Source organism: Streptomyces sp. NPDC021019, from assembly GCF_044333295.1.
GTDB lineage: Bacteria > Actinomycetota > Actinomycetes > Streptomycetales > Streptomycetaceae > Streptomyces.
The window spans coordinates 663,943-688,069 of the sequence record NZ_JBIRQR010000003.1 but is presented as its reverse complement, the minus strand read 5'-3'; the positions used below and the strand labels follow the sequence as shown (position 1 = coordinate 688,069).

Sequence of the window (24,127 nt, the reverse complement as noted above, 5' to 3'; positions counted from 1 at the left end):
TCACGGCCGCCAGCCTAGTGATCAAGCCAGTTGAGACGACCTCTAAGACTGTGTCCTACGTGGTGAGGCGGTCGTTGGGCTGATCATGGGGCGGGGTACATGGAGTTGGATTGTTCCGGAGCTGCTTGCGCTCGGCCAGGACCGTGGCCAGCGGGCCGATCGCGTCCTTCCGGGCGGCCTGCCGCGCCGCCTTGATCTCGTCGGCCTTGCTGAGGGTCTTCTGTGCGTCCATGGGGCGCATCATGCCCGGAGATCTATGGATTCTGACCGCAGTTCAGGACCTATCGGGGGACCGCGTGTGCTTCTGCGTGCCGGGCCTCTCCGTGTGCGCGGGGCTGTTCGGGATGCTCGGGCCCCTTTCGCGCGGCTGGATTCCTTCGTACGGCCGGGGAGCGCGCCCCGCGCCCGGCTCCGGAACACTCCCGGTCGCGGGATCCGCATCCCGGCCGTCCCCGTCCCGGCGACGCATGACCGGCACGCCGTCCGATGTCAGTACCGGGTGCGGTCGAGGGTGTGGAGTTCGGTGGCGGCCTCGGCCTGGAGGGGGTGGTGGTGGGCGGTGAGCGTGTGCAGGGCGGCGGTCAGGACGGTGCGGGCCTCACTGGGGCGGTCAAGGTGGCGCAGGACGCGTCCAAGTCCGAGCCGGACGAGCCCGCTCCATATAGGTACGTCCGCTTCTTCGAAGGCCGTCAACGCTTGTCGCAGGGACGGTTCGGCTTCCTGCCAACGGCCGAGGGCCGTGAAGGCGTTGCCGAGGTGCCGCAGCGTGATGGCCCGGTGGATGGTGAGCATATGGGGGGTGAGTCCGGGGTGGCCCTGTCTGGAGGCCTCCAGGCTGTTCAGGTGGAGTTCGAGCGCTTCGTCGGCCCGGCCGAGCTGGCCCAGGGTTTCACCGAGGGCGTTGAGGGTGGTCAGCAGGGCGAGTCTGCCCTTGGCGGTGGGATTGTCGCGGTGGCAGTCGGCGGAGGCGCGGAGCCGGGCGACGGCCTCGTCCATGCGGCCGAGGCGGCGCAGCGCTCCGGCTCCGTATCCGAGGGCCCACCCGGTCTGGAGCGGGTCGCCGCAAGTGCGGGCAACGGCGAGCGCGCGGTCGGCGGCTTCGAGGGCGGCCGGGGCGTCGCGGGCGCAGAAGTTGTGGGCCCAGGCAAGGTAGTTCAGGTGGGTCGCTTCCTCGTGCGGACTGCCGAGAGCGCGGGCGGCGTGGACGGAGCACCGGAAGACGTCGAGCCACTGAGGCCAGTGCTGGGTGAGGTCGGAGAACCAGTGCATCGCCTCGGCGGCATCGAGGATCTGGCGGTGCCATCCGGCGGTGTGGGCATGGCGGAAAGCTGCGAGCCACTGGTGCCGTTCGGCCTCCAGCCAGGCGCGGGCCCGGTCCCGGCCCGTCGGGGCGGTGGGGGGGTCGGGGTCGCCTGCCGCGGCGCTGTGGTGTTCGGCGTCGAACTGGAGGGCCGCTGCGGTGGCGCGGGCGAGCATCCAGCGGGCGGTGCGGTCCAGGGCCGCGCCCCGGCTGGTCCCGTCGTCCTGAACGGCCAGCTGTGCGGCGGCGAAGAGCCGCAGTAGGTCGTGGAACCGGTACCGCTCGGCCTCCGCGTCCGCCTGCAGCAGCCCGCGGACGCAGAGCTGCTCCAGACGGAGTCCGGCCTCGCGGAGCGGAACTCCCGTCAGGAGGGCAGCTGTCTCCAGGCTGGCATCGGGGCCCTCGGCGAGGGCGCAGCGCCGCAGAAGAAGCTGGGAAACCTCGTCGAGCTGGCGGTAGGAGAGGGCGAAGGCCGCCCGGACCTTTAGGTCGCCCGCTTCGAGCAGGTCGAGTCTTCGTTCTTCGCAGGCGAGCAGGGCGGCGAGTTTGGTGAGGGTCTCGTGGGGCCGGGCGGCGAGGCGCTGTCCGGCGATCCGCAGAGCCAGCGGCAACCGTCCGCACCGATCCGCGAGGTCGCGGGCAGCTTGTGCCTCGCGGGCGACGCGTTGCGGTCCGACGATGCGGCTGATGAGTTCGACGGCCTCCTCGCGGCGCAGCAGGGGGAGGTCGACGCGGTGGGTGGCTTCGAGGCCAGTGAGGCTGTCGCGGCTGGTGATGATGGTGAAGGAAGCGCCCGTCGCGGGGAGGAGGGGACGTAACTGGTTCTCGTCGGCGGCGTTGTCGAGGACGATGAGCAGACGGCGGGCCGCGGTGAGGGAGCGAAACAGCCCGGCCCGGTCCTCCGGGTCCTGCGGCAGGGAGCGTCCGGCGACGCCGAGAGCGCTCAGCAGCCGGGCCAGCGCGTCGCCCGGCGGAACCGGTTCGGGGTCCATGGCGCGCAGATCAAGGTGGAACTGCCCGTCGGGGAAGCGAGGGCTGAGCCGGTGGGCCGCCCGGACGGCGAACGCCGTCTTCCCGAGGCCGGGCGCGCCGGCGACGACGACCACGGGCGGATCGACGGGATCCAAGGTGTCGGCCACGGCATCGAGGTCGTCGAGGTCGTGGTCGCGCGCGGTGAAGTCGCGGACACTCCTCGGCAGGGACAGGACGTTCGCTGCCCCCGGGCCGGTGGCTGGGCAGGCGCGGTTCCGCCCGGGGGCAGCCGCCGCCTCCAGCGCTCGGGCCTCGTCCGGGTCCAGTGCCAGCGCTCGGGACAGCGCCTGGACGGTACGCCGCTGCGGCCCCCGGGTGCGTCCGCGCTCCAGGTCGGCCAGTGCCCGCACGCTGATCCCGGCGGCCTCGGCGAGCTGCTCCTGGCTCAGCCCCGCGCCGAGGCGCAAGGCGCGCAAGTGCTGCCCGAGGCCGTCGGATGTCGTCGTGGTCATGCTTCTCCCCTGGTGTGTGCCCGGAAGGGGCGTGACGGACCGGCAGAACTAGAGATGGCGTACTTCCGCCGGAGGTTCCGCCTGGTGACGGCTATGACCCGGTGATGGAATCGTCAGGCGGCCGCGAGACAGAAGCGGTACACGGGGCCCACCCCTCGGTACCACCCCATCGAGCAGCGAGAAGGTGTCTCTTCCTCATGACGGAACACCCCGCCCTCCACCGGCGGACCCTGTTGTCCGCGGGCCTGGCCACTGCCCTCGTCGCCCCGGTCCTGACCGCCGCACCCGCCCGCGCGCAGCCGCAGCCGGTGCCGACGGTGAGGATCTTGGAGTGGGACATCACTGGCCTTAACAGTGGAAACCCCACCAGCCAGAACGTCGCCACTCAGTACCACCAGATGACCGCACGGCTCTTCTACTCCATCGGGCGGGAGATCCCCGACACGGGCGGTGCCGTACGGGTCACCGACGCCACTCGCAGCCAGCTGATCGAGCTGCGGGTCATCGACCGAAACAACCTCACCAGCCGGCACCGGCTGACCCTCTATCTGTGGTCGGACAACCTCTACTTGATCGGAATCACGGCCCAGGGTCTCCACTACGCCTTCCTGGACATGGTCGATAGCGGTGACGCGGCCCTGGCCACCGCCGCTCTCCAGGCGCACTATGGCGGACCGGTCGCTCCGTTCGCCCGTCTCGCCTTCGGCGGCAGATACACCGGAAACGGGATGCTCGACCCGAACAACAACCGGGCCGCCTTCACCTTCGGTATTTTCCCGCTGGCTCAGGCCATCAACACCTTGTCGGCTCTGCGCCAGACCAACAATGTGCAGATCGTCCGTGATTCCTTCGTTCGCATCATCGCCGCGACGGCCGAGGCCGTGCGGTTCGGCTGGGTCAGGAATCGCATCGAAGCCATCCTGAGGGCGGGATTCCAGCAGGACGAGCACGGCCAGCAGACCACTCTCGGCGGCTTCGGCGTGGACCTAGAAAGGAACTGGGGCGCCATTTCCCAATGGGCCGGGGACTCGCACAACGGCGACAACCCCCCGCCGTACTCGGTTGACGGCATGAGCCCCTACCTGCACATCCCCCATCTCCTGAACGGCAACGGGCACCGGAGGATGCAGCACCTCATGGCACTCAGTTCCCGCTGGTGACCTTCCAGGGGAGAAGGAGAGGCCGCCTCGGCCGCACCCGGGTCCGGCGGGTCACCGGCCCGCCCTTCGTCGACACCACGACCGCCCCTGGAGCGGACACCCCGGGCGCCGGCCGTCCGCTCCGTCCACGATCTTCTCGGCCATCATCAAGGAGAACCGCCATGCTTCGTCGTACGAGAACAGTGACCGCCCTGCTGGCGACCGCACTGACCGCAACGCTCTCTTGGGGCGCCACCGCCCAGGCGCATCCGTCCGTCCCGGTGGTGAGGGCGCAGAGCACACCGGTCGCCGACCCGGGCGCGCGGGCCGCGAAGAACGCCCTGATCGCAGCCGGTGTGTCCGCGGAATCCATCAAGTCGGTGGATCGCGGCGGGGTCAGCGCGAACGCCTGGGTGGATACGCGGTACGGATACGCAGGCGTCTTCCGCGACGCTTCGACCATTCTGGACGTGAACTGGGGCGGCGCCAGGTTCGAGAGCTTCGGGATCGCACCGAACCGCACGATCTGGCACGCGTGGCCGGGCTCGGGCGAGTGGAAGGAGATGCCGCACAACGGCAAGGCCGACAACGTGGGCGCGGCCGCGATGAGCGGTTCCTACCGCTCCGTCTCGGTGTGGGTCAACAACTCCGGCTACTGGTGCACCGTGGACACGGGCAACGGCCGGTGGAGTCGCTGGGCGTTCTGCGTCTAGTGCCGGATCAGGCAACGTCTGCCCTGTTGTACGTGACGCGCCGTCCGGGTGCTGTGCCGGGCGGCGTGTGACGGTCACTCTGTCCGGGTGGCGATACGAGTGCAGGTCCGTGAGATCGATGATGACGAGGGGCGGCGGCTGCTGCGGATCATCCGCAGGGGCACCGGTTCGGTGGTGACCTGGCGGCGGGCCCAGATGGTCCTGCTGTCCGCGCAGGGCATGCCGGTGGTCAGGATCGCCGAGGTGTCGTCCACCACCGACGACCGTGAGGGTTTTCCAACCCCACGCTCTCGCGTGGTGAAGGACGAGAACGGCCTTCACCACGTCGGGGATCCGGTTCGTGCTGCAGCGGAGCTTCCGTAGCAGTCGCCAGCCCTTCAGGGCGGCCATGGCCGGCTCGCCGAGGCAGCGGATCCTGGCGTGCGTGCTGTTGTGCCGGCGCTGCCACCGCTTGAGGCGACGGCCGTCGAGGGGCACCCGGACCGGGCAGCCGGCACCTTGGTATGCCTTGGCCGCCCAGCACTTGAGTTCGGCGGCGGCGAGAGCTTCGACGATCCCGTGAGTACGGGCCGCAGTCAGGTCGTGGGTGGAACCGGGCAGCGCGCCCACAGGTTCTCAGGCGCTGACCGGCCAGAACTGCACCAGGTACCGCTCCACTCCAACGGGCACGTCCACCACCGCAAGCCGGGCAACCTCGGCCCGGCCCGAACAAGAGGCACGGACCTTCCACAGCGTGTCGGGCCGCCCAAGCTCCACCCGACCTTCGCCGACCCCGGACATCGTCTCAACCGACAGATTCCCAGTGGTAGAAAAGATCTCTGCTCCGCCCTGAGCTTCCCGGCGAACGTCACAGGTCACGGGCGGTTCGCTGCTCCACACCTCGGCTGTCAGAGCCGCCTCGTGGGTGTGCCCAGCGCTCTCGAAGTCGAGACGCTTGTCGTAAGAGGTCAGGAAACCTGCCCCTGGCACCTCTGCCCGCTCCTCGGGGAAGGGGGCAAATGGGTTAGGAAGCCCGGCATCCGCTGTCCCCCCGTCAATCCATTTTGGCAGTCAGAGCTGCCGAGCGAGACCTGCCTCTGACTTCAGCGTGACAGGAACACTTCCCGTCGTACAGGTGCATGCCAGACCGAGGGGGCCAGGGCTCGGGGCTGCGGACCTCATCGGGCCACTTCATCGAGTGCAGCACGATCGCCCCTTCCCGGGCCCGCAGCCGCCGGGATGGTGATCGACCGGCACGGCTACGCTGGTGCGACGCCGCCGGAGATCCCGCGCGTCGCCGGAGTCTCCCGCGGCGGGTTCTACCACCACTTCGCGACGGAACCGGTGGCGTCGATGCCAGGACGGTCAGCACACTGGCCGCTGTCCCCGGCGTGCTGCCGGAGGCGGGCTGGCTCACCCTGGACCAACAGGTGCGCCTTCTGGCGGTGGGGGACGCCGTCTCCGGGGCCGTGCGGCTGATGGCGCGGGATCCGGGCGGCGCGATCGTGCACGGCCTGCTGGCCCGGCTGTGCGCCGTCCTTGTCTACGCCGCACGCCCGGACGGTGTCGCTGTCCTCTGCCACTGATTACCTTGACCAAACTCATAGGGTCCCCTGCAAGCAGTGCCCGGACCTCCCAGACGACGCGGAGGTTGTGAGCCTCACAATCCGAATCCCCAGGTAGACGGCACAGGTGTGAGGCGCCGTCACCTGCAGAGCTGTCCTGGGCGTCGGTGCTGGACGGGCGGCGCCCCGGCGGGCAGACGGCTGGTGAAGTCCCACCGCTACGTCAGCCTTCCGAGGAGCCCATGGTCTCGAAGGTCTCGCGCATCAGCTGGTCGATGGTTCCCGGCTTGTCGGCCAGGGAGTCGAAGAGGTCCGCGAGCAGCCACAGCACGAAGCCGTGGACCATGGCCTCCTTCGGCGGAATCGTCCCGAACCGGTCGCGCCAGGCCACGGTGTCCATGCCCATGGCGGCGGCCATGAGGACTCCGGTCACCATCGGCACCTGCTCCGGGTCGGCCATCTCGAAGGAGGGCAGCCGACGGATTACGGCAGGGATCAGGTCATTGAGCGGATCGAGCTGCTCCCCGCCCCCAGGCGGCTCCGCGATCAAGTACCCGGTCAGCACCCCCACCAGGAACACCGTGCCCCGTGAGACCTGCTCGCGCCCGACGGAGTCCACCGCCGCCTTCAGCCGCTGCTGCGCCTGCTGGCGCTCCTCGGCAGGCGTCCGCTTCTCCAGGACCTGGTAGGCGTCCCACGCCGCACGGACCGCCTCATCCGCCACTACGCCGTCACTGCTCATTAAGGCGACCGTAGGCGCTGGACCGTGGACCGGCTGCACGTCGCCTTGCCGCACTCGGCGTCCCGGCAACAGCTGTTCCAGGACGTGAACCTCACCCCGATCGAGAACCTGCCCGCCGTGCTGGACGGGTGGGCTGCGGCCGCTGAGCGGCTGGAGTCGGCGCGGCCGCTCATCGAGGCCGCCCGCGCGCATGAAGGTGCGCGGTGTGCTGCCCGACGAGCTGGAGACCCGGGACGTCACGACGGAGATCCTTGACGACGCGGAGCCTCGGCGAGAACGCCGGAACGACCGCGGCCGGGGCGCCGCGTGACCTACCGGCTCCACTTCCCCGGGACCGTGTTCGACACGTACAAACAGCTGCCCGAGCTTGCCCGGCGGGATCTCGCGCTCGCCCTGGTCGACGCCCAGGAAGACCCCCTCGCGAACTCCGAACCCTACGGACAGGACGACGGCATCATCCGCACCGTCGCCCAGGGACACATCACCGCCGTGCTCCTCCTCGGCCACGACACGAGGACATCCACCGTCCTCACCGTCGCGTACGCCGGAATTCCCTGACCCGCGGCCAGTGACACAGTGAAAGCGCAAGCTTGCGGAATGGTTGATTTGGCGGAATCCGTGAAAGCGCTCGAGAATCGCACTCTCCCCTCGTAAAGCCGCAGGTCAAGAAGTCTGCTCTCCGCGCGCGCGGGGCTGGCCCCGGCGCGACAACCGTCGGCGCCGCGCGTCCTGACGGTGGCAGTCGGGTCTGGCACGGCACAAGGCAGCCCGTAGTCAGGCTGTGTCCCCAGAGCCCGCAGTGGCTTTTGAGCGAGCCCCCGGGTCGCGCTCAGGATGTGTCCTCGCTTCCGGCTGCCTGGGCCTGCCCCACGAGCACACTCTGCGGCCGACGGTACGTGCCGCGGCACCGTCGGCCGCTGGGTGCTCGGTGGTCGCACGGAGCGTCTGGGTGTGCTGATGTCCGGGATGCGAGGGATTATCGGAGCATGAGTGGTGATGATCCACTGGCGCCGTCTGGAGAGTGGGGCGGGCGGAGGCGATCGGAGACGGCCGCGGGCGGTGCCATGCCGCCGGCCTGGTCCTCGGGCTCGTCTGCCCGGCGGCGGAGGGGACGGTTGTGAACGAGGAGCGTCTCCTCAGGCGGTACCAGGCGCTCATGGGGGCCGTGCCGCAGTCGGTGTGGGTGATGTCGCCCGGCGGTGTCGTCACCGTGTTGTCCGGGGGCGGGATCGCCGAGAAGCTGTGGACTCCCGGTGCTGATACCTCGTGGATGGATGCCGTGCATCCCAAAGATCGGGCCTGGTTCCAGCGCGCGTGGCGCAGGGCCACGCAGCAGCGGTCCCCTCTCGACACGATCGTCAGGGTGCGGCTGGACGATGCGGTCGACCGCTTCCGCCACGTCAAGATCATCGCCGCGCCCGTTGTCGACGAGGACGGTGAGGTGGAGTTTGTCGGGACGGCCACCGACGCGGAGGAGCACTGGCGCGGCCGTATGCGGGAGAAGTTGCTGGCGCGTATGGCGGCGGTGCCCGCGGCCCGCGATCTTTCGGAGGCATTTCTGACGACAGCCGCGGCTGTCGTGCCCGAACTCGCTGATGCAGTGGCCATCTTTCGTGTAGTGGACGGCGTAGAGGCCGGGGGGCGGCCCTCCGGCGTAGCGGCCGCGTCGCCGGAGCGTGTGGGGCTTGCCCCCGGGCTGCCTTCCCTGCCCCCGCTGGACTCCGATTTCGTACTGGGTCCGGTCGCCCAGCGGGCCGTCGAAAGCCAGGAGGCCCGGCTGTTGGTCTTCCCGCCCGGCGGGCCACCCGGGGATGGGCTCTCGGACGTTTCCGTGCGGTGGCTGCGGGAGGCCGGGGCGACAGGCGTGGCGTTGGTGCCCGTGGTGGTGGACGGCCGGACCGTCGCGCTGGCGACGATCGCGACCTGCCGGGGCAACCCGCCCCCGGACGAGGCCGACCTCTCGCTGCTGCGGGACGTCTTCCAGCAGATGAGCGGGCCGCTGCGCCGGACGATGGAGTTGCAGAGCATCCGTGGCAAGGCGCTCGCGCTGCAGCAGAGTTTCCTGGCGGCCCCGCCGTCCATCGACGGTCTCACGATCACCGCGCTCTACCATCCGGCGGACTCGGCGGCGGAGGTCGGCGGGGACTGGTACGACGCCGTCCGGCTCTCCGCCGACGCCCTTGCCCTGTCGATCGGCGACATCGCGGGGCACGACCTCGACGCGGCCATGGCGATGGCGCGGGTCAACAGCATCCTGAGAGGGCTCGCGTACGACAGCGGCCCGGCAGCCAGTCCAGCGGTCACCCTGAACCGACTCGACCGCGTCGTGCAAGCCCTCGACAGCCCGTCGATGGTCACGGCGGTGCACGCGGTCCTACGCCGCCAGACACACGGTGACTGGCACATCGCCCTGTCCAACGCCGGCCACCCGCCGCCCCTGCTGATCCCGGCGGCCGCGCCTTCGCGCTACCTGCACGACCTCACGGCCCCGGACCCGCCCCTGTGCGTCACCGACGACCTCACCCGAACCACCCTCCACGCAGACCTGCACGCGGGCGACACCCTGGTGTTCTACACCGACGGGCTGGTGGAGACGCCGGACACGGACATCGGTGACAACCTACGGCGGCTGCGGACACGCTCCGACGCGCTGGCCCGCCGGAGCCCGCCGCTGCGCTCCCTGGTCCGGGACCTTCTCCCCCCTCTTCACCACCGCCGGGACGACATCGCCATCATCGCCCTGCAAGCCCGGCCGGACTCATGACCGCTCGTACCGAGCACCTCATCGTTTGCGCCCGGAACAGTGCCTCTATACCGTCGAGAAGGCCCGTCCCCGGACGAAAGAGGCTCTGCATGAACACGCCGAACGACCGTCAGGGCGGACTGGCGACCACACGGGCCCACTCCGCCCGGGTGTACGACTACATCCTGGGCGGCAAGGACCACTACCCCGTGGACGCGGAAGCGGGCGACGCCATGGCCCGGCACTGGCCCGCCCTTCCCGTGCACATGCTGGAGAACCGCCGGTTCATGCACCGCGCCGCGCGCTTCCTGGCAGAGGAACGGGGCATCCGCCAGTTCCTCGACATCGGAACCGGCCTGCCGACCTCGCCGAACCTGCACGAGATCGTGCAGGAGGTGGCCCCAGAAGCGCACGTGGTCTACGTCGACAACGACCCCATCGTCCTCGCGCACGCCCGTGCCCTCCTGCAGAGTTCACCAGAGGGCGCCACCGCCTACGTGGACGCGAACATGCACGACCCCGACGCCATCCTCGGCAGCCAGGAGTTCCGGGAACTGATCGACCTGAGCCAGCCCGTCGGCCTCATGGTGATCGGCATCATGCACTTCATCCTGCCGCCGGACGACCGGCGCCTGGTCCAACGCCTGCTGGATCCGCTGCCGTCCGGCAGCTACCTGGCGATGACCATCGGCACCGCGGACTTCGCGCCCCAGGAGGTCAACCGGGTCGCCCAGGAGTACCGCCAACAAGGCATGCCCTTCGTCCTGCGCGAACTCGCCACCGCCACCTCGCACTTCGACGGCCTGGAGCTCCAGGAACCGGGGGTCGCCCAGGTCCACACCTGGCGCCCCGGCCCGGAACAGAACGGCATCGACGGCCAGGACATCGCCATGTACGGGGCAGTCGCCAGAAAGCCCTGAAAACGGATCACCCCCGCGCCGGCGGGGAGGACGGCGCTGGTCGCCGGAGTCCGCGCCTCCACCCGGCCCTTCCCGCCGACGCGGGGTGTTCCGCTGCGCGGGAGGCAGTCGTCCCAGCCATCGAGGATCGCGACGCACTCCACGTGTGGGTCATCGGCAAGACGTCGACTTCCGGCGAAAACTCACGCCTGACGCTCATCCGCTCGGCGCCAGGATCCTGCCCTGCCCGCGGGTAGTCACTCAACGCACCCTGGGCAGCGCCTCCGGCGGCATGACGCCCCGTGCCACCACACCCGCCTTCACGGCACCTCCTGGGGAGAATCCGGGGAGTATCGACGGTCCTCGGGAGCGCGTGGAGAGAATCGAGCGCGTAACGCGGCAAGACTCCGAAAGAGCTGAAAGGCTTGTCCGCGCCGGTCAAAGGTGGGCACAGCTGCATCGGCGCAGGTCAGGCCACCCGGTAGGCAGGTTCATGACGAAGTCGACGAAGTCCTCTCACTGTCGCCGCACCGACGCATCACCCCACCGGCGCCGATGCGGCTGCGGCATCACTGAGCCGCATCGCGTTTCATACAAACGGTCGAGGCAGCTGAGACAGCAGCAATCCGCCCCACGGACCCAGCTCTGCGGCGGCCCAAGATCAACCGCTCGGGCGTGTGACACCGCGAGGCCGATCGGCGCAGTTTCCCCAACGGCTTTCTCACGACTCGGCGGAACTCGCATCACGGTCCCGCCCGCGGACGCGGTCCCGTCGCGAACCCGAAGCCGAGGGGTCCTGCTTCTCGACTGCCCACCATGCGCTGGATCGGCGTAGGCGCGGAGTCGATCGTCGCCCATCACGCGCAAGGCAACAGACGCACGACCCTGCCCCATGCACGGGGCCTCCCTTTCGCGCGGAGCCGGGGCCGACTCACTCCTGGCGCGACGACATGGCGGGGACCGACATCAGATACCTGACTACGCGTCAGCGAAGTCAGCATGGAGTCAGCGTTCGTTCCGGCAAACGTCGCCACACTCTGCTCTGCATGGGAGTCGCGCCCAAGATCTGCAGCACACGCGAAGGGCCAAGCGAGCATCTGCGAGTCGTCCAGAAACGGAACTCGTCCGAAGCCAGTCAGCCTGAGGTCGGTTCGGTCCATGATCCCAGCTCAGCGCACCCTCCCTCGCGCCTTCAGCGGCACCGAAGGCAGCTTAGGGGCCGGAATCGGAGGGCCGTCGTAGCCCTTCACCTCCCCGAAACGGGTGCCGTTCATCCAGTCATCGCGGGCCTGTGCGATGTCCTCTTGGGACCGTCCGATCCAGTTCCAGAACATGACCAGTTCCTCCTCGAACGGCTCGCCGCCCAGGAGCATCAGCCCGGCGTCGGAGACAGCGCGCAGAGGGAGTTCGGTGCGGCCGCAGCCGAGGTAGAGCATCGAGCCGGGCAGCACGGGGACGCCGTCGACCTCGGCCTCACCCGACATGGACAGGACCGCGTACTCGAAGTCGGGATCCAGGGGCAGGCGGGCCTCGGCGCCACCGGCCAGGGTCACGTCTGCGCCGACGATCGGTGTGTACGCGGTGCCGGGCGAGACCGCACCGTCCAGTTCGCCCAGGATGACGGTGGCGGTCACGCCGGGGGCGGTGACGACGGGCAGGTCCGCGTGGTGCTGGAAGTGCGGCTCGATGTTGCGGTGCGCTTCCGGGAGCGCCACCCAGAGCTGCGCTCCGTGCAGCAGCCGGGCGTGTTCCTTCGGACTCTCCTCGGAGTGGCTGATGGCGCGGCCCGAGGTCATCAGGCCCAGTTCGCGGGGGCGTACCGTCTGGAGGCTGCCGAGACTGTCCCGGTGAAGGACTTCCCCGTCGTGGAGCCAGCTGACGGTCTGGAGACCCATGTGGGGATGCGGAGGGACCTGCATCCCGGGCTCGTCGGCGATGTCGTCGGGGCCGTAGTGGTCCACGAAGGCCCAGGCCCCCACCATGCGCCGGCCCAGATTGGGCAGCAGACGGCGGACCTCGGTGGCCTCGCCGAGCCGGACGCGTCGGGGGGCGAGAAGCTCACGGACGGGCTCGGCGACGACGAAGCCGCGTCCTCCGCAGACGGAGGGCGTGGCCTGGCGATCGAGATTACTCATGACGCTCAACCTAATCCCGTAGGGGCGTGGAGCACCGGGTCCCACACCAGAACTTTAGTGGAATGTTCAACCATTGTGCGGTGTTGTCATGGCTGAACGTACGGCGGGGCGGCCCGGAGCCGGCTCGCACCACATCAAGGAGGACGCGTGAGCGAGACCGAGACCTACTACGAGTTCGGCACCGCCGCCGACCGGTGGGACCGGGCGCAGATGTTCTTCGAGGCCAAGGAGTACCTGACGGCCGCACGGATCCTGGGCGGACTCGTCGAGGAAGCGCCGGAGCAGGTCGCGCCGCGACTGCTGCTGGCCCGCTCCTACTACCACTCCGCCCGGCTGGGCAAGGCGGAGCAGGAGCTCCGGGCCGTTCTGGAGCTCGACCCGGTGGAAAGCTACGCGCGCCTGATGCTGGGCCGGACGCTGGAGCGCCAGGGGCGGATCGCCGACGCGGCGCCGCACCTGCGGATAGCCGCCGCCCTCACCGGAGACTTCGGCCCCGGAGCCACGCGCTCCTGAGCCGTTCCGTGCCACCGGCCGGGCCCCACCACTCGGTGCGGGCCCGGTCTCCTTTACTCGCCGATACGAGCATCGGACCATGGGATCTCCAGGACGAAGGGGCGGAAGATGCACGGATCGGGGAGTGCCGCATTAGGCCGGGCGCGGTCGGCCGCGCTCATCGGGCTGGCGGTGGCGGTTTCGGCCGGCTGCTCCGGTGGAGACGACGGGAAGAACCGGGACGCGGCGGAGCGGACCGCTCGCCCGCCGGGAACCCACAGCTGGACCAGCAGACCCTGCGACCTCCTCACGGACGAGGCGCCCGCCGAGGGCTTCGCCCTCCGCACCACCACCGACTCCGCCTCCCCCGACGCCCTGGAGGACATCGGCGAGAACGGCGCGCGGCCGCTCTACCGGCAGACCGGCTGCCTCGCGGACCTGAGGGCGTCCGACGGCACGTTCTGGAAGCTCAGCACCAGGGCGTCGGTGTACGAGGCCGCCGAGGCCGCCCGTCACGCGTACCGCGTCAAGGAGGACCTCGACCGGGCCCACGGACGCGGGCCCGAGAAGGTCCACGCCGCCGCCTACGCGATACCGGCCGACGACCAGGGACGCCCCGGCCGCACCCTCCTCCTGTGGAACGGCGACCTCGTGCTCACGGTGTCCGCGTACGCACCGCACGGGAGCACGGAACACGACGTACGGGAAAGCCTCGAACGGATCGTCGGCAACGCGGCACGCCGCACGGAGGACGGCCTCCGCGATCACGACGCCTCCGCCCCCGCACCGTGACCGCCTCGGCCTGCCCGCACAGGAAGGCCCGCCGGGGGCGACCATCAGGAAGAACCGAGCGGTGCGCTCGCCGATGGTGTCGGGGTTGCCGACGTCGGAATCGGACGGTGGCCGGACTCCCTCGGCGGACCGTGCACACCCGGCGCGGACGTCCTGGCCGTGGCCCGCGGCCGCCGCCGTCCGCGCGGCGGCCGTCCAGGCGGGGGGCTGGCGGCGGAAGCCTTCCGGCGGCTGGATGCCGCCCCGCTGACGCCGACCGAACCCAGCGGACGACCAGGCCGGTGGAACGTGGGGCCGGGCCGCCCGATCACCGCCCCCACGCCCGGCCGAACGCCACGCGGTACGGACCCGGCCCGCCAAGCGGTACTGCGCATGCCTCGCACAGCCCGGCCGACCGGGCGTCACGCCCCCTCGCTCTCCCGCCAGTCGGGCCGGACCAGCACGGCCGTGGCGACGATGCCGTCCTCGATCCGCCACTGCCCGTGCAGCGTGGTCGGCAGGGCCGGGTCCGTGAGGAGCAGACGCGCGGCGAACGTACCCTCGACAGCGATGTCCCCGGGGGGCGTGTCCTCCTTGCCGGCTCGACCGCCCGTTCGTTGGAACGTCAGGTCTGCCTCAACGAAGTCGAGTTCGATTCCCGTGACCGGGTACCAGGTCTTGAAGACGCTCTCCTTGGCACTGAACAGGACGCGGTCCCAGTGGATTTCGCTCTCGTCCTCCGGCGCCGGAAGGCCGATCCGCGCGCGTTCGGCGGGCAGGGTCACCAACTCCCGTACGCCGGTGGGGAGCGGTGCGTGCGGTTCCGCGTCGATACCGAGCGACAGTACGCCCTTCGCGCGGGCCAGCGCGGCCGCCCGGTACCCCTCGCAGTGGGTGAGGCTGCCGACGATTCCCTCGGGCCACAGCGGTCGTCCCCGGTGACCGTGGAGCACGGCCACAGGTGGCAGACCGAGGCCGGCCATGGCGCGCCGGGCGCAGGCGCGGGCCGTCGTGAAGTCGTTCCTGCGCTTGGCCACGCTCTGGGCGACCAGCGCCTCCTCCTCCGGGAAGAGGGTTCCGTCGGGGACGGTCTCCGCGCGGGTGGCGGCACAGGAGACGTCGGCGGGCAGCAGCCGCTCGATCACGAGGAGCCTCCGGGGGCGCGCCGCTGTGCGGAGGGTTCGGCGTCGGCGCGGGCCGGTGGAGCGGATCGCCCCTCGTAGGGGAGGATCTGCCGCAGCAGGCCTCGTGGGTGTCCCCTCTCGCGCCACTCCCTGGGGTAACCGATGGAGACCTCCTCGAAGCGCACCCCGTCGTACCACGTCGTACGGGGGATGTGGAGGTGGCCGTAGACGACGGCGGTGACGTTGAAGCGCCGGTGCCAGTCGGCGGTCAGTTCGGTTCCGCACCACTGGGCGAACTCGGGGTACCACATCACCGAGGTGGGCTCCCGGACCAGCGGCCAGTGCCCGGCGAGGACGAGGGGTATCTCGGGGTCGTGCTCCGCGAGCCGGCGCCCGGTCGCGGCGACCCGGGCGCGGCACCAGTCGTCCCGCGTCGGGTAGGGGTCCGAGTGCAGGAGGTATTCGTCGTTGCAGACGACGCCGGACTCGTGCGCGACGGCCAGCGACTCCTCCTTCGTGTGCGTTCCCGGGGCGCGGAAGGTGTAGTCGTACAGGAGGAAGAGGGGCGCGATCGCCACCGGTCCGTCCGGGCCCGGCCAGAGCGGGAACGGGTCTTCCGGAGTCGTCACCCCGAGGCCCCGGCACAGCTCGACGAGGTGGTCGTAGCGGGCCTGGCCGCGCAGTTGGACCGGGTCCTTGGCCAGGGTCCACAGCTCGTGGTTGCCGGGGGCCCAGATGACGTGGGCGAAGCGCTCCGCGAGGAGTCCGAGCGTCCACCGGATGTCCTCGGGCGTCTCCGCCACATCGCCGGCGACGATCAGCCAGTCCGCGTCGGACGTCGGGTGCAGGGACTCCACGATGGCCCGGTTGTCGGTCACCGCGGCGTGCAGGTCGCTCACGGCCAGCAGACGGCCCGCGCGCTGCTGTCGGGGCCCGTCGCCGGAGGCGGGAACGTCGGCGGGGGCGGGAACGTCGGCGGGGGCACCGTGCGGTGCGGGGTCGCTCGGAGGCGTCATGGGCGCTGTTTTCCCGATCTGTCGGCAGTGGTCGGGCTCCGTCCGCACGGTGGGGAGCCGCTGGGAACGTAGCCTCTCACGCTCCCCTCCCGGTTCCCCCGGGGTTTCGGACGGCGGGCACGTCGACGGGGGCGTACCGGCGCCGATGTCCTGTCAGTCGCCTTCCGCCCGGCGGGAGTTCAGCTCGTTCACCGCACCGAGTGCGTCGCCCACCGTCGTGTAGTCGACAGCGATGAAGGTGACCGGACTGCCGCGTTCCGCCTCGCAGGCACGGGCCCGCTCCAGGACCCAGTCCCGGGCGTTGACGCGGCCGGCGTCCAGGCGGCTGCCGCCCGCGTTCGTGATGAAGTGGTTGAGCAGGAAGAGCTGCTTCCCGGTGCCGCCCCGGTGGGGTTCGCACGTCATCTCGGAGGGGCTCCGGAAGGCGAACGGGGTCTCCATCCCGTACCGGTAGAAGTTGCGGTACCAGAGTGCCGGGCCGTCGGCCTTCTCGGCGAACACCACCAGTCGGCGGCCGCTGTCGATCATCTCCGCCAGGGTGGGCCACGGGGCGTCAGGATCAACCGAGGGGGTGTGCAGGAGGCCCTCCAGGCCGGCGGCGCGGAACGCCTCCTCGGTGTCCTCGGGGCTGATGTCGTCCTGGACGATGATCGTCACGATCTCGGTCGGGTGGGCTCGCAGCCAGTCGCCGATGTCCTCCAGGGCCGGGACCAGTTCGACGGCCCCGGCGCGGCAGACGCCGTGGCAGAGCCACAGTCCCTCGCGCGGCGGGTTCGCCCGGTCGATGGCGCCGGTGATCAGGCGCCGTTGCTCGGGGGTGAACTCGGGCGAGTCGAGACGCCCGGCGATGTCCTGCGGGCGCTCCCAGCGGTACGTGTCGAGCTGGAGGGCCCGGACGCCCGTGTTGAGCTGGGTGGTGATGTCGGGGTCCTGGAGAGGGCCGATGAACCGGTCCGCGGTGGTGGACATGGCGTTGTGCGAGGTGAGGTAGGCGGCTTCGTCGTAGCGCAGTTCGCACAGGCGGCTGCTGCCCAGGCACTGGCGGGGTGCGGACGGGCCGAACACGGGCGGCACGAGCAGTACGCCGGCCAGTGCGGCACAGGCCACGCCCGCCGCCGTCGTCCGCACCGCCGTCGGGGCCGGGGCCGGCATCCGCCCCGGGCGCACCAGGAACGCCCAGCCCACGCCCGTGAGGAGCACGCCGCCGACGAGGGCCGTGAGGGCGGCGCTCAGCCCGGTCGCGACCGCCTGGTCCACGGCGTTGCGCTGGAGGTCGTCGACGAGCGCGGCGACGCTCGGCGCCCAGGAGGCCGGTGTAGTGAGGAGGCGTCCTCCGGTGGCCAGCCGGGCCAGAAGCACGGCCGCGGCGGTCAGGCCTCCCGCGCAGGCGAGCGCCTGCCCCAGTCGCATCAGCCGGCGGGCCGGGGCGGCGGGACCGGTGAGCCAGAGCGTCGCGAGCGCGGCCAGGGCGACGGTGAGGGCGAGGACCTGGAGCAGGGTCAGGAGCCTGACGGCGCCACGGGCCCGCTCCAGGTCCGTGAGGTCCGCCCCGACGCTGGTCAGGGTGCCGGTGAGGTCCCACGTACCGTCCTGGAGAGTGGTGCGGAGGCCGGCCGCGGCGGTCCGTGAACCCTCGGAGAGCGCGGCGGCAGCGGTGACCGCCAGCGCGGTCGATACGTCTCCCTCCCCCAGGGCCACCTCGATCTCGGGACGCAGCGCCGCCCGATCCCGCTCCGGGACCGTCGCGAGGAGGGCGTCGGCGGCCCGGCCGGCCTGGTCCTCGGTGAGCGGCAGCTTGGGCAGGTTGGGGGCACGGCCCTCCTTGAGCGCGTCGAGCGCCGTGACGAGGTCGGCGGCGAACCGTTCGAAGTCCGGCCGGTCGCTCCCCTGGATACTGGCCACCAGATCGCCGAAGTAGACGCGGGCGAGGTCGGCGAGGTTCTCCAGCACCGGGGCCAGGTCGACGGTCGGCCGGAACTCGTCACGGTCGCCGCGCAGATAGCCGGTCACCGCCTCGATCTGCTGGTCGGTGAGGGCCCGGACCGTGGCGGGCGGCAGCACGACCTTGACGTTCGACGTCACCAGCGCCTCGGGCACGGGCAGGCGCGCGAGCAGCTCGCGGGTGACGGGCGAGATCTCCGGGTCCACGAGCACCTCGGTGTAGAGCCGGTCGTAGGCCGACTCCTCGTCCAGCACCGCCTGGTAGAAGCCGGGCGAGGCGACCGTGGACCGGACGGTCGCCGTCAGGGCGACCGTCGTCACGCACAGGACGGCCAGCAGGAAGGCGAGCACCGGCACGGGGCGGCCGGGCCGGCGCGGGGGCGCGGGTCCCCATGACGGCTCGAGCGGGTTCACAGTCGGCTCGGCACTCACTCGGCCAGCCTATGCGGAATATCAGCTTCTATGCGTGAATGATGAGATTCAGGAGCTGAGGAGCCCACTGTGCACCGCGTTCACCTGGCCGTGCTGATGACGAGTCACGACCGCCGTGCGCGCACGCTGTCCGCGCTGCGCGCCCTGGAGGAGCAGCGCGGGCTCCCCGCCGGGACGACGCTCGGCGTGCATCTCGTGGACACCGGCAGCACCGACGGTACGCCGGAGGTGGTCCGGCTGCGGCATCCGGCGGTGGAGGTCATGTCGATGGGCGCGGACACGCCCCCCAACCTGGCGCTGCGCGTCGCGAGCCGCAACAGCCGCAGCGGCGGCGGGGGCGGCGGTCCACTCGGCGGCGAGCCCGGCGGGCCGACCCACTCGTGGACGCATCAGCTCTGGCTCGACGACGGCGTCGAACTCTTCCCGGACGCCCTCGCGAACCTGCTGCGGACGGCCGGGGCGGCCGGGCCCGGGACCGTCGTCGTGGGCGCGGTACGGAACGCGTACGGGGACACGGTGTACTCCGGCCGGCGGGGCCGTTCCCTGACCCTCGTCGAGCCCGGCGAGCACCGGCCCGAGCCCTGCGACACGTACGACGGGCGCGTGGTCCTGCTCCCCCGTGCCGTGTACGACCTCGTAGGGGACCCGGACAAGGTCTTCCGCCACCGGATGGGCGACTACGACCACGGCTGCCGGGCGCGGCGGGCCGGGGTGACCGCGTTCGTCGCCCCGGGACATGCCGGTGAGTGCGTGGGCGGACCGCATGCTCCCCGATCCCGGGAGCCGGGGATCGGTGTCCGGGAGGCGCTGCGCCGCGTGACCTCCGTACAGGAGCTGCCGCTCCGCCCGTGGTGGGTGTACTGCCTGCGGCACACCTGGCCATGGGCGCCGTATCTGATGCTCGCCCCGTACGCGCGCGCCGCGGCCCGCGCCACGCTCGGCCGGCTGCGGGGGTGATCGGGGGCCGGGCGGCGTCAGCTTCGCTCGGCGGCCACCGCTGCGGCGGACCGGCCGGTGGGCGGGGGCGGCACGGTGGGGTGCCCCCCGGCGGTCCTGGCGGCGCCGGCGGGCGCCCTCTTCCCGGGAGCCGGGCCCGCGACACGCCGTGCGGAGGCGGCGGAGGGGATCGCGGCGCCGGTGGAGGTCGCGGTGGTGCGCCGGGCGGCGATACGGGGGCGGGCTGTGCGGAGCGGTGCGTACGCCGGAATCCTCAGCAGCGCGAAGACGGCGGCCGCAGTCCCGGCCAGCGGCGGGAGGAGGAGCGCGGGGTGCAGCAGTTCCGCGTACACCAGCGTCGCGGTGGTGACCGGCACCGCCGCCCACAGGCCGAGGAGGACCGCCGTGCCCGGCACGGTGACGCGGACCCGGCGCAGACGGTGCGCGATGTGGTCGTCCGTGTCGCACAGCAGGGAACGCGCGGCGCGGCGGCGGGAGACCAGGACCAGGGCGGTGTCGGCGAGGGCCACCGTCGCCAGGACCGGCAGCGCGGCCCAGGCGGCCCGGCCCGACGGGGCTGCCGTCTGGATCAGCGCGCCGGAGGCCGCCAGCGCGAATCCGGTGAACTGCGCACCGGATGCGCCGAGCCGGAGGCGGGCGGGGTGCCAGTTGTGGAGCAGGAAGCCGGCCAGGCCGGCCACCAGGGCCGCCGGAAGCAGGGCGAGGGCGGGGCTCCCGCCGACGGCGGCGCACGCGAGCAGCCCGGCGGCGGTGACCAGCCCGACGGTGGTCAACAGTCCGTCGGCGTGGTCGAGCAAGGCGAACGCGTTGGTGAGGAGGACGATCCAGAGCACGGCCAGGACGCCCGCCGCCGGTGACAGACCTGCGAGGCAGACGACGAGGACCGCGGCGGCCGTCTGCACGGGGAGTCGGAGAGCGGCCCGGAACGGCTTCAGGTCGTGGACGAGCCCCAGGGCGGCGACGATCGCGGCCCCGGCGAGCGCCCCCGCGACGGAGCCGGCGGAGTCGTCCACCGCGCCGAACCACAGGGCCCCGCCGACTGCCGTGCCGACGCCGAGCACGACCGTGGCACCGCCTGTCCTGCGCAGCGCCGCGGCCCGTGGAGCCCGCCCGCCCGGTTCGTCCGGGGCGTGGGGGCGGAGGGCCGCACGGCGGACGACCTTGGCGAGTGCGACCGTGATGAACAGCGCGGCCACACCGGAGGCGATGATCCCCAGCACGTTCACCTGCCCTGCCTTTCCTCGTTCATGACCTGCGGCGCGGGGCTCCGAGCGGCCGGTGGAACGGCGGCCGCCCGGTCCCGGGCCGGTTGCGGGTCGGGGGACACGGGACGCCACTCGGGTGGCGTTTCTCCCCAACCTACGGGCCGATGTCCGCATTCACCCTAAATAACACGAAAAGAGCGACGCATTGTTCTGCCACCGCGCTCCACCCGAACCTCCTCCGGACTGCGTCCGGAACGGTCACCGGCTGTCACCCGACTACGGGAAGGAGCTGGGCCGACCATCCTTCAGCCTTCAAAGGGCGTCGGTGTGAGAGAAGTTGGGGAAGAGCACGGGCGGATGACCCGTCAGTACCCGAGACCCCGTCCGGCGTTGCGCTCGGCGGCGGCGTGCCACCAGCGGGGCGGAGAGGGACCGGCGACCGCGGCGGTGGGCTGATCGGGGTGCAGGCCCAGGACGCGCAGCGCGTCCGCGCGGACCCGGACGACGTACTGACCGCGCCGGCGCCCGTCCACGCCGGCATAGCAGAGAAGATCGAAGCGGACGAGATTCCCGGCGAAGGGCATCCAGTCGACGCCACGGTCCCGCAGTCAGGCGCGGAGGGCCGCCGGGGGCCGGGGACAGCCCGGCAGGTTCTCGCACGACACGACGGCCACCCACGCGGCGCTCGCCCCGTTCTCCGCCTTCTCCCCACGCATGACGCCGACCCTAACGGCTGTTCCGGCCGTCCACGAAGGTCCCGACGATCTCGATGTCCCCGATCCGCGAGGGCTCCACGCGGTGCGGGTCGTCGCCCAGCACCACCAGGTCGGCACGCAGCCCCGGCGAGAGGGCGCCCGCCGACGCCTCCCAGCGGCAGGCACGGGCGCCGGCGACCGTGTAGGCCCGCAGCGCCTCGTCGACGGTGACGGCCTCGCCCGGGCCGACGAGGCGGCCCGACGCGGAGGCGCGTTCGACCATGAACTGGATCGCCCGCAGCGGCGAACCGTCCGCGACGGGGCGGTCCGAGCTGCCGACGAGGGCGACGCCGTGGTCCAGGAAGCCCCGGCCCCGGTACAGCCAGCCGGCCCGCTCCTCCCCCATCACCGTCGCGTAGTCGTCGCCGAAGCAGCGCAGGAAGCCGGGCTGGACCACGGCACTCACGTCGAGCTCGGCGAACCGGGGCAGTTGGTCCGGGCGGATCAGTCCGGCATGTTCGACGCGGTGGCGCGCGTCCGGGCGGGGACGGAGCCTCTGGGCCCGCTCCAGGGCGTCCAGGGCGAGGTCGGCGGCGCGGTCGCCGATGGCGTGGACGGCGAGCTGCCAGCCCGCGAGGTGGCCGTCGACGATGAGGTCACCGAGAAGGTCGGGGTCGTCCTGGAAACGGCCGACGTTGTCGGTCGTGCCCACATATGGGGAGGTGAGCGCCGCCGTGCGCGCCATCATCCCGCCGTCGGTGTAGATCTTCAGAGCGCCCAGGGACAGCCAGTCGTCGCCGAACCCGGTGCGCAGGCCGAGGTCCAGGGCCCGGGGGAAGCCGTCGTCGGCATGGGTGGCGCGGGGGCGCAGGGTGTCGCCGGACGCCATGAGCTGGACCCGCAGGGGCAGTCGGCCGCGGTCCCGGAGCAGTTGGTAGGCGCCCAGTTCGACGGGGCTGTGACCGAGGAGCCCGCCGCCTATGCCCGCTTCGGCGCAGGCCGTGATCCCCTCGTCGAGGCAGCCTCGGGCGGCGAGCTCGATCGCGTCGGCCAGCTCTTCCTGGGAGTAGGGCAGCCGCAGCCGGCGGGCGGTGGTCATGGCGCTCTCGGCGAGGAAGCCGTCCTCGTGCGGCGTTCCGTCCGGCAGGAGCTCCAGTACGGCGGTGTTGACGACGCACGCGTGCCCGGAGTCGTGCATCAGGAGGACCTTGCGGCCGTGACTGACCCGGTCCAGCTCGGCGGCGGTCAGATGCCGGCCCAGGGCCCGCTGGTCGTACCCGGCGACGTCCACCCAGGCGCCGGCAGGGGCCGGCCGCCGGGCCGCCGCGGCCACGACGGCGAGGATGTCCTCGACCCGCTCGCACGGGGCGATGCTCGGTGTGCGGGCCTTCAACCCGGCCCAGGCCAGGTGGACATGGCTGTCGATGAAACCGGGCAGCACGGTGGCGCCGTCCAGGTCGACGACCTCGCGGGCGGGCAGGGACGTCACCGCATCGTCCACACCGACGACCCGCCCCCGCCAGATACCCAGGTCGTGGGCGACGGGGTGCCGGGGGTCCATCGTGAGGATGCGCGCGTTGGTCAGTCGCGTACAGAGCATGGGCAGTCCGTCCGTCGGAGTCCGGTGTGCTGTGCGGGCGCGGGGTTTCTCGGAGCCGTACGGCTGTGCGGCATCGCCGCCGAGGGCTCCCGCCCGCCCGGAATGTAGCGCCGGGGTGCGGCGGGCACCATCGGTCCCCGGACTCGGACCCGGCTCGGACCCGGGCACGGCCTGACGCATGCGGCGCTCGGCGAGAGAACGTTCGCCCCTCTCCGGCCGCCTTCTCCCCCGGCAGCCCGGCCGTACTGCGGCGTCTCTTCCCGGACGTCCTCCTGGCCTCCGCCGCCGACGCTCCGCGTTCGGGCTGAACGCGGCGTCGGACGGGTACGGCGTGGTCCTGCCGCAGAACGCGACGGATCCGGCCGGACAGCTGCGCGAGCGCGGGTTCCGCCCGGTCGGCGTGGACCTGTCGGAACTCCTCGAGGCCGCCGACGGCCCGAAGTGCCGCACCCCGGAGCTGCGCCGGGACGCCCGAGCCGGCGGCCTCCCCGCGGAAATTCCGTGGGGAGGCCGCCGGGGGGTCGATACCGTGGCGTGCATGACCGCCGAGCCGAGGACCTTCCCTCCCCGCCCCCTGTCCGCTGTCAAGGCCGTGTACGCCCGTCAGGCCGGCTGCCCGTCCTCCTTCGCCCTGGCGGTGGCGGACTTCGAGCCCTGGGAGGAAGGCGTGCAGTTCGAGACGGCGGACGCGTGCACGGTGCCGGGCTGGCCGGACGCCGAGGTCGCAGAGCTGCACGCGGCCTTCGGTTCCGGCGTACGCGAGGAGTTGGAGGAGCTCGCGAAGCTGAACCCCGGCACCACGGTGGCGGTCGCGGTCGTCCTGCGGTCCATCAAGGTGCACGAAGTGGACTCCCACCCCCGTGCGTTCCGGCAAGCGGGGCGACAAGCCGTCCGAAACGCGCTGTCGGAGGCGTACGGCCCTCCGTCGAAGCCCTGGCCGAGGCTGCCCTGAATCCGGGCTCGGTCTCCACCGACCGGCCGCTCGTTGTCGGCGATGACCGTGACCGCCCCCGAGGTGACCGGCGCGGCCTTCACCATCGGTCTGAGCCTGGTGGGGCTCGCGGTCGTCGAGCCCGCCTCGCCCTGGCGGGCCTGGTCTGCCTTCCCGTCCACGTCCTGGCCACCCGCGGCTTCCTCGGCGGGACCCTCCAGGTGTACGGGGACATCCGCGGGCTGGAGTCCGCGCGCGGACAGA

General features: G+C 71.7%; 21 protein-coding genes and 3 pseudogenes. 13 read left to right on the top strand and 11 right to left on the bottom strand.

From position 1 onward, the window contains the following. Positions 1 to 55 precede the first annotated feature (55 nt). Together ACH4RG_RS20580 and ACH4RG_RS20575 are read right to left on the bottom strand one after the other, a co-directional pair. Complete coding sequence (locus ACH4RG_RS20580; protein WP_398539936.1) at positions 56 to 232, bottom strand: hypothetical protein; 177 nt, start codon at positions 230 to 232, stop codon at positions 56 to 58. Positions 233 to 489: 257 nt separating this feature from the next. Then, positions 490 to 2,784: an ATP-binding protein gene (locus ACH4RG_RS20575; protein ID WP_398539935.1), complete on the bottom strand. Its 2,295-nt coding sequence runs from the start codon at positions 2,782 to 2,784 to the stop codon at positions 490 to 492. A 197-nt stretch (positions 2,785 to 2,981) separates the two neighbouring features. Between ACH4RG_RS20575 and ACH4RG_RS20570 the strand changes: the two genes are divergently transcribed. From ACH4RG_RS20570 to ACH4RG_RS20560, 3 genes and pseudogenes are all read left to right on the top strand, one after another. Beyond that, positions 2,982 to 3,944: a ribosome-inactivating family protein gene (locus ACH4RG_RS20570; protein ID WP_397927285.1), complete on the top strand. Its 963-nt coding sequence runs from the start codon at positions 2,982 to 2,984 to the stop codon at positions 3,942 to 3,944. A 161-nt stretch (positions 3,945 to 4,105) separates the two neighbouring features. Next, positions 4,106 to 4,636 (top strand): hypothetical protein, encoded by a 531-nt coding sequence (locus ACH4RG_RS20565; protein WP_398539934.1) that lies wholly within the window; start codon positions 4,106 to 4,108, stop codon positions 4,634 to 4,636. Between the two features lie 87 nt (positions 4,637 to 4,723). Beyond that, positions 4,724 to 4,903, top strand: a pseudogene (locus ACH4RG_RS20560) (IS630 family transposase); the annotation flags it as partial. An 18-nt stretch (positions 4,904 to 4,921) separates the two neighbouring features. On the opposite strand, the pseudogene ACH4RG_RS20555 reads toward ACH4RG_RS20560, so the two are convergent. Continuing rightward, a pseudogene (locus ACH4RG_RS20555) lies at positions 4,922 to 5,239 on the bottom strand (transposase family protein); the annotation flags it as partial. A gap of 615 nt (positions 5,240 to 5,854) precedes the next feature. Here ACH4RG_RS20555 and ACH4RG_RS20550 point away from each other — a divergent pair. Together ACH4RG_RS20550 and ACH4RG_RS20545 are read left to right on the top strand one after the other, a co-directional pair. Beyond that, positions 5,855 to 6,094 (top strand): TetR/AcrR family transcriptional regulator, encoded by a 240-nt coding sequence (locus ACH4RG_RS20550; protein ID WP_397917801.1) that lies wholly within the window; start codon positions 5,855 to 5,857, stop codon positions 6,092 to 6,094. Continuing rightward, positions 6,007 to 6,201 (top strand): hypothetical protein, encoded by a 195-nt coding sequence (locus ACH4RG_RS20545; RefSeq protein ID WP_397918134.1) that lies wholly within the window; start codon positions 6,007 to 6,009, stop codon positions 6,199 to 6,201. The genes ACH4RG_RS20550 and ACH4RG_RS20545 overlap by 88 nt, the downstream gene beginning before the upstream one ends. A 202-nt stretch (positions 6,202 to 6,403) precedes the next feature. On the opposite strand, the gene ACH4RG_RS20540 is transcribed toward ACH4RG_RS20545, so the two are convergent. After that, positions 6,404 to 6,922, bottom strand: a complete 519-nt coding sequence (locus ACH4RG_RS20540; protein WP_398539933.1) for a hypothetical protein — start codon at positions 6,920 to 6,922, stop codon at positions 6,404 to 6,406. 306 nt (positions 6,923 to 7,228) lie between these two features. Between ACH4RG_RS20540 and ACH4RG_RS20535 the strand changes: the two genes are divergently transcribed. The 3 genes from ACH4RG_RS20535 to ACH4RG_RS20525 all read left to right on the top strand — a co-directional run bounded on the left by ACH4RG_RS20535 (position 7,229) and on the right by ACH4RG_RS20525 (position 10,585). Then, positions 7,229 to 7,480: a hypothetical protein gene (locus tag ACH4RG_RS20535; RefSeq protein ID WP_397927280.1), complete on the top strand. Its 252-nt coding sequence runs from the start codon at positions 7,229 to 7,231 to the stop codon at positions 7,478 to 7,480. 559 nt (positions 7,481 to 8,039) lie between these two features. Next, the gene (locus ACH4RG_RS20530; protein ID WP_397917798.1) at positions 8,040 to 9,686 is read left to right on the top strand and encodes a SpoIIE family protein phosphatase; all 1,647 of its coding nucleotides are present in this window, start codon (positions 8,040 to 8,042) and stop codon (positions 9,684 to 9,686) included. A gap of 89 nt (positions 9,687 to 9,775) precedes the next feature. After that, entirely contained in the window at positions 9,776 to 10,585 is an 810-nt protein-coding gene (locus ACH4RG_RS20525; RefSeq protein WP_397917797.1) for an SAM-dependent methyltransferase, read from the top strand. Between the two features lie 1,148 nt (positions 10,586 to 11,733). Here the strand turns inward: ACH4RG_RS20525 and ACH4RG_RS20520 are convergent. After that, positions 11,734 to 12,699 carry a pirin family protein gene (locus ACH4RG_RS20520; protein WP_397917796.1) on the bottom strand — a complete coding sequence of 322 codons (966 nt, stop codon included), beginning with the start codon at positions 12,697 to 12,699 and terminating at the stop codon, positions 11,734 to 11,736. 147 nt (positions 12,700 to 12,846) lie between these two features. Between ACH4RG_RS20520 and ACH4RG_RS20515 the strand changes: the two genes are divergently transcribed. After that, positions 12,847 to 13,212, top strand: a complete 366-nt coding sequence (locus tag ACH4RG_RS20515; RefSeq protein WP_397917795.1) for a tetratricopeptide repeat protein — start codon at positions 12,847 to 12,849, stop codon at positions 13,210 to 13,212. A 108-nt stretch (positions 13,213 to 13,320) separates the two neighbouring features. Beyond that, positions 13,321 to 13,983: a hypothetical protein gene (locus ACH4RG_RS20510; protein ID WP_397917794.1), complete on the top strand. Its 663-nt coding sequence runs from the start codon at positions 13,321 to 13,323 to the stop codon at positions 13,981 to 13,983. 401 nt (positions 13,984 to 14,384) lie between these two features. Here ACH4RG_RS20510 and ACH4RG_RS20505 read toward each other — a convergent pair whose 3' ends face one another. The 3 genes from ACH4RG_RS20505 to ACH4RG_RS20495 form a co-directional block, all read right to left on the bottom strand. Then, positions 14,385 to 15,107 carry a 4'-phosphopantetheinyl transferase gene (locus ACH4RG_RS20505; protein ID WP_398162670.1) on the bottom strand — a complete coding sequence of 241 codons (723 nt, stop codon included), beginning with the start codon at positions 15,105 to 15,107 and terminating at the stop codon, positions 14,385 to 14,387. After that, positions 15,104 to 16,102: a metallophosphoesterase family protein gene (locus ACH4RG_RS20500; protein ID WP_397917792.1), complete on the bottom strand. Its 999-nt coding sequence runs from the start codon at positions 16,100 to 16,102 to the stop codon at positions 15,104 to 15,106. The genes ACH4RG_RS20505 and ACH4RG_RS20500 overlap by 4 nt, the downstream gene beginning before the upstream one ends. A 153-nt stretch (positions 16,103 to 16,255) precedes the next feature. Beyond that, on the bottom strand, positions 16,256 to 18,475 hold the full coding sequence (locus ACH4RG_RS20495) for a hypothetical protein (RefSeq protein WP_398539932.1): 2,220 nt from the start codon (positions 18,473 to 18,475) through the stop codon (positions 16,256 to 16,258). Between the two features lie 69 nt (positions 18,476 to 18,544). On the opposite strand from ACH4RG_RS20495, the gene ACH4RG_RS20490 reads away from it, so the two are divergent. Then, positions 18,545 to 19,432 carry a glycosyltransferase family 2 protein gene (locus tag ACH4RG_RS20490; protein WP_397917790.1) on the top strand — a complete coding sequence of 296 codons (888 nt, stop codon included), beginning with the start codon at positions 18,545 to 18,547 and terminating at the stop codon, positions 19,430 to 19,432. Positions 19,433 to 19,449: 17 nt separating this feature from the next. Here ACH4RG_RS20490 and ACH4RG_RS20485 read toward each other — a convergent pair whose 3' ends face one another. From ACH4RG_RS20485 to ACH4RG_RS20475, 3 genes are all read right to left on the bottom strand, one after another. Continuing rightward, positions 19,450 to 20,658, bottom strand: coding sequence for an undecaprenyl/decaprenyl-phosphate alpha-N-acetylglucosaminyl 1-phosphate transferase (locus tag ACH4RG_RS20485; protein ID WP_397917789.1), 1,209 nt, complete (start codon positions 20,656 to 20,658; stop codon positions 19,450 to 19,452). A gap of 344 nt (positions 20,659 to 21,002) precedes the next feature. Further along, complete coding sequence (locus ACH4RG_RS20480) at positions 21,003 to 21,221, bottom strand: hypothetical protein (protein ID WP_397917788.1); 219 nt, start codon at positions 21,219 to 21,221, stop codon at positions 21,003 to 21,005. 142 nt (positions 21,222 to 21,363) lie between these two features. Next, on the bottom strand, positions 21,364 to 22,932 hold the full coding sequence (locus ACH4RG_RS20475) for an amidohydrolase (RefSeq protein ID WP_397917787.1): 1,569 nt from the start codon (positions 22,930 to 22,932) through the stop codon (positions 21,364 to 21,366). Between the two features lie 212 nt (positions 22,933 to 23,144). Here ACH4RG_RS20475 and ACH4RG_RS20470 point away from each other — a divergent pair. Next, positions 23,145 to 23,398: pseudogene (locus tag ACH4RG_RS20470) on the top strand (amidinotransferase); the annotation flags it as partial. 72 nt (positions 23,399 to 23,470) lie between these two features. Next, complete coding sequence (locus tag ACH4RG_RS20465) at positions 23,471 to 23,884, top strand: hypothetical protein (protein WP_397927438.1); 414 nt, start codon at positions 23,471 to 23,473, stop codon at positions 23,882 to 23,884. Positions 23,885 to 24,127 lie beyond the last annotated feature (243 nt).

Bases quoted from the DNA above. Each gene is read 5' to 3' on its own strand.
- ACH4RG_RS20580 (WP_398539936.1), bottom strand. From the start codon at position 232: ATGGACGCACAGAAGACCCTCAGCAAGGCCGACGAGATCAAGGCGGCG.
- ACH4RG_RS20575 (WP_398539935.1), bottom strand. From the start codon at position 2,784: ATGACCACGACGACATCCGACGGCCTCGGGCAGCACTTGCGCGCCTTG.
- ACH4RG_RS20570 (WP_397927285.1), top strand. From the start codon at position 2,982: ATGACGGAACACCCCGCCCTCCACCGGCGGACCCTGTTGTCCGCGGGC.
- ACH4RG_RS20565 (WP_398539934.1), top strand. From the start codon at position 4,106: ATGCTTCGTCGTACGAGAACAGTGACCGCCCTGCTGGCGACCGCACTG.
- ACH4RG_RS20550 (WP_397917801.1), top strand. From the start codon at position 5,855: ATGGTGATCGACCGGCACGGCTACGCTGGTGCGACGCCGCCGGAGATC.
- ACH4RG_RS20540 (WP_398539933.1), bottom strand. From the start codon at position 6,922: ATGAGCAGTGACGGCGTAGTGGCGGATGAGGCGGTCCGTGCGGCGTGG.
- ACH4RG_RS20525 (WP_397917797.1), top strand. From the start codon at position 9,776: ATGAACACGCCGAACGACCGTCAGGGCGGACTGGCGACCACACGGGCC.
- ACH4RG_RS20520 (WP_397917796.1), bottom strand. From the start codon at position 12,699: ATGAGTAATCTCGATCGCCAGGCCACGCCCTCCGTCTGCGGAGGACGC.
- ACH4RG_RS20510 (WP_397917794.1), top strand. From the start codon at position 13,321: ATGCACGGATCGGGGAGTGCCGCATTAGGCCGGGCGCGGTCGGCCGCG.
- ACH4RG_RS20500 (WP_397917792.1), bottom strand. From the start codon at position 16,102: ATGACGCCTCCGAGCGACCCCGCACCGCACGGTGCCCCCGCCGACGTT.
- ACH4RG_RS20480 (WP_397917788.1), bottom strand. From the start codon at position 21,221: ATGCCCTTCGCCGGGAATCTCGTCCGCTTCGATCTTCTCTGCTATGCC.
- ACH4RG_RS20475 (WP_397917787.1), bottom strand. From the start codon at position 22,932: ATGCTCTGTACGCGACTGACCAACGCGCGCATCCTCACGATGGACCCC.
- ACH4RG_RS20465 (WP_397927438.1), top strand. From the start codon at position 23,471: ATGACCGCCGAGCCGAGGACCTTCCCTCCCCGCCCCCTGTCCGCTGTC.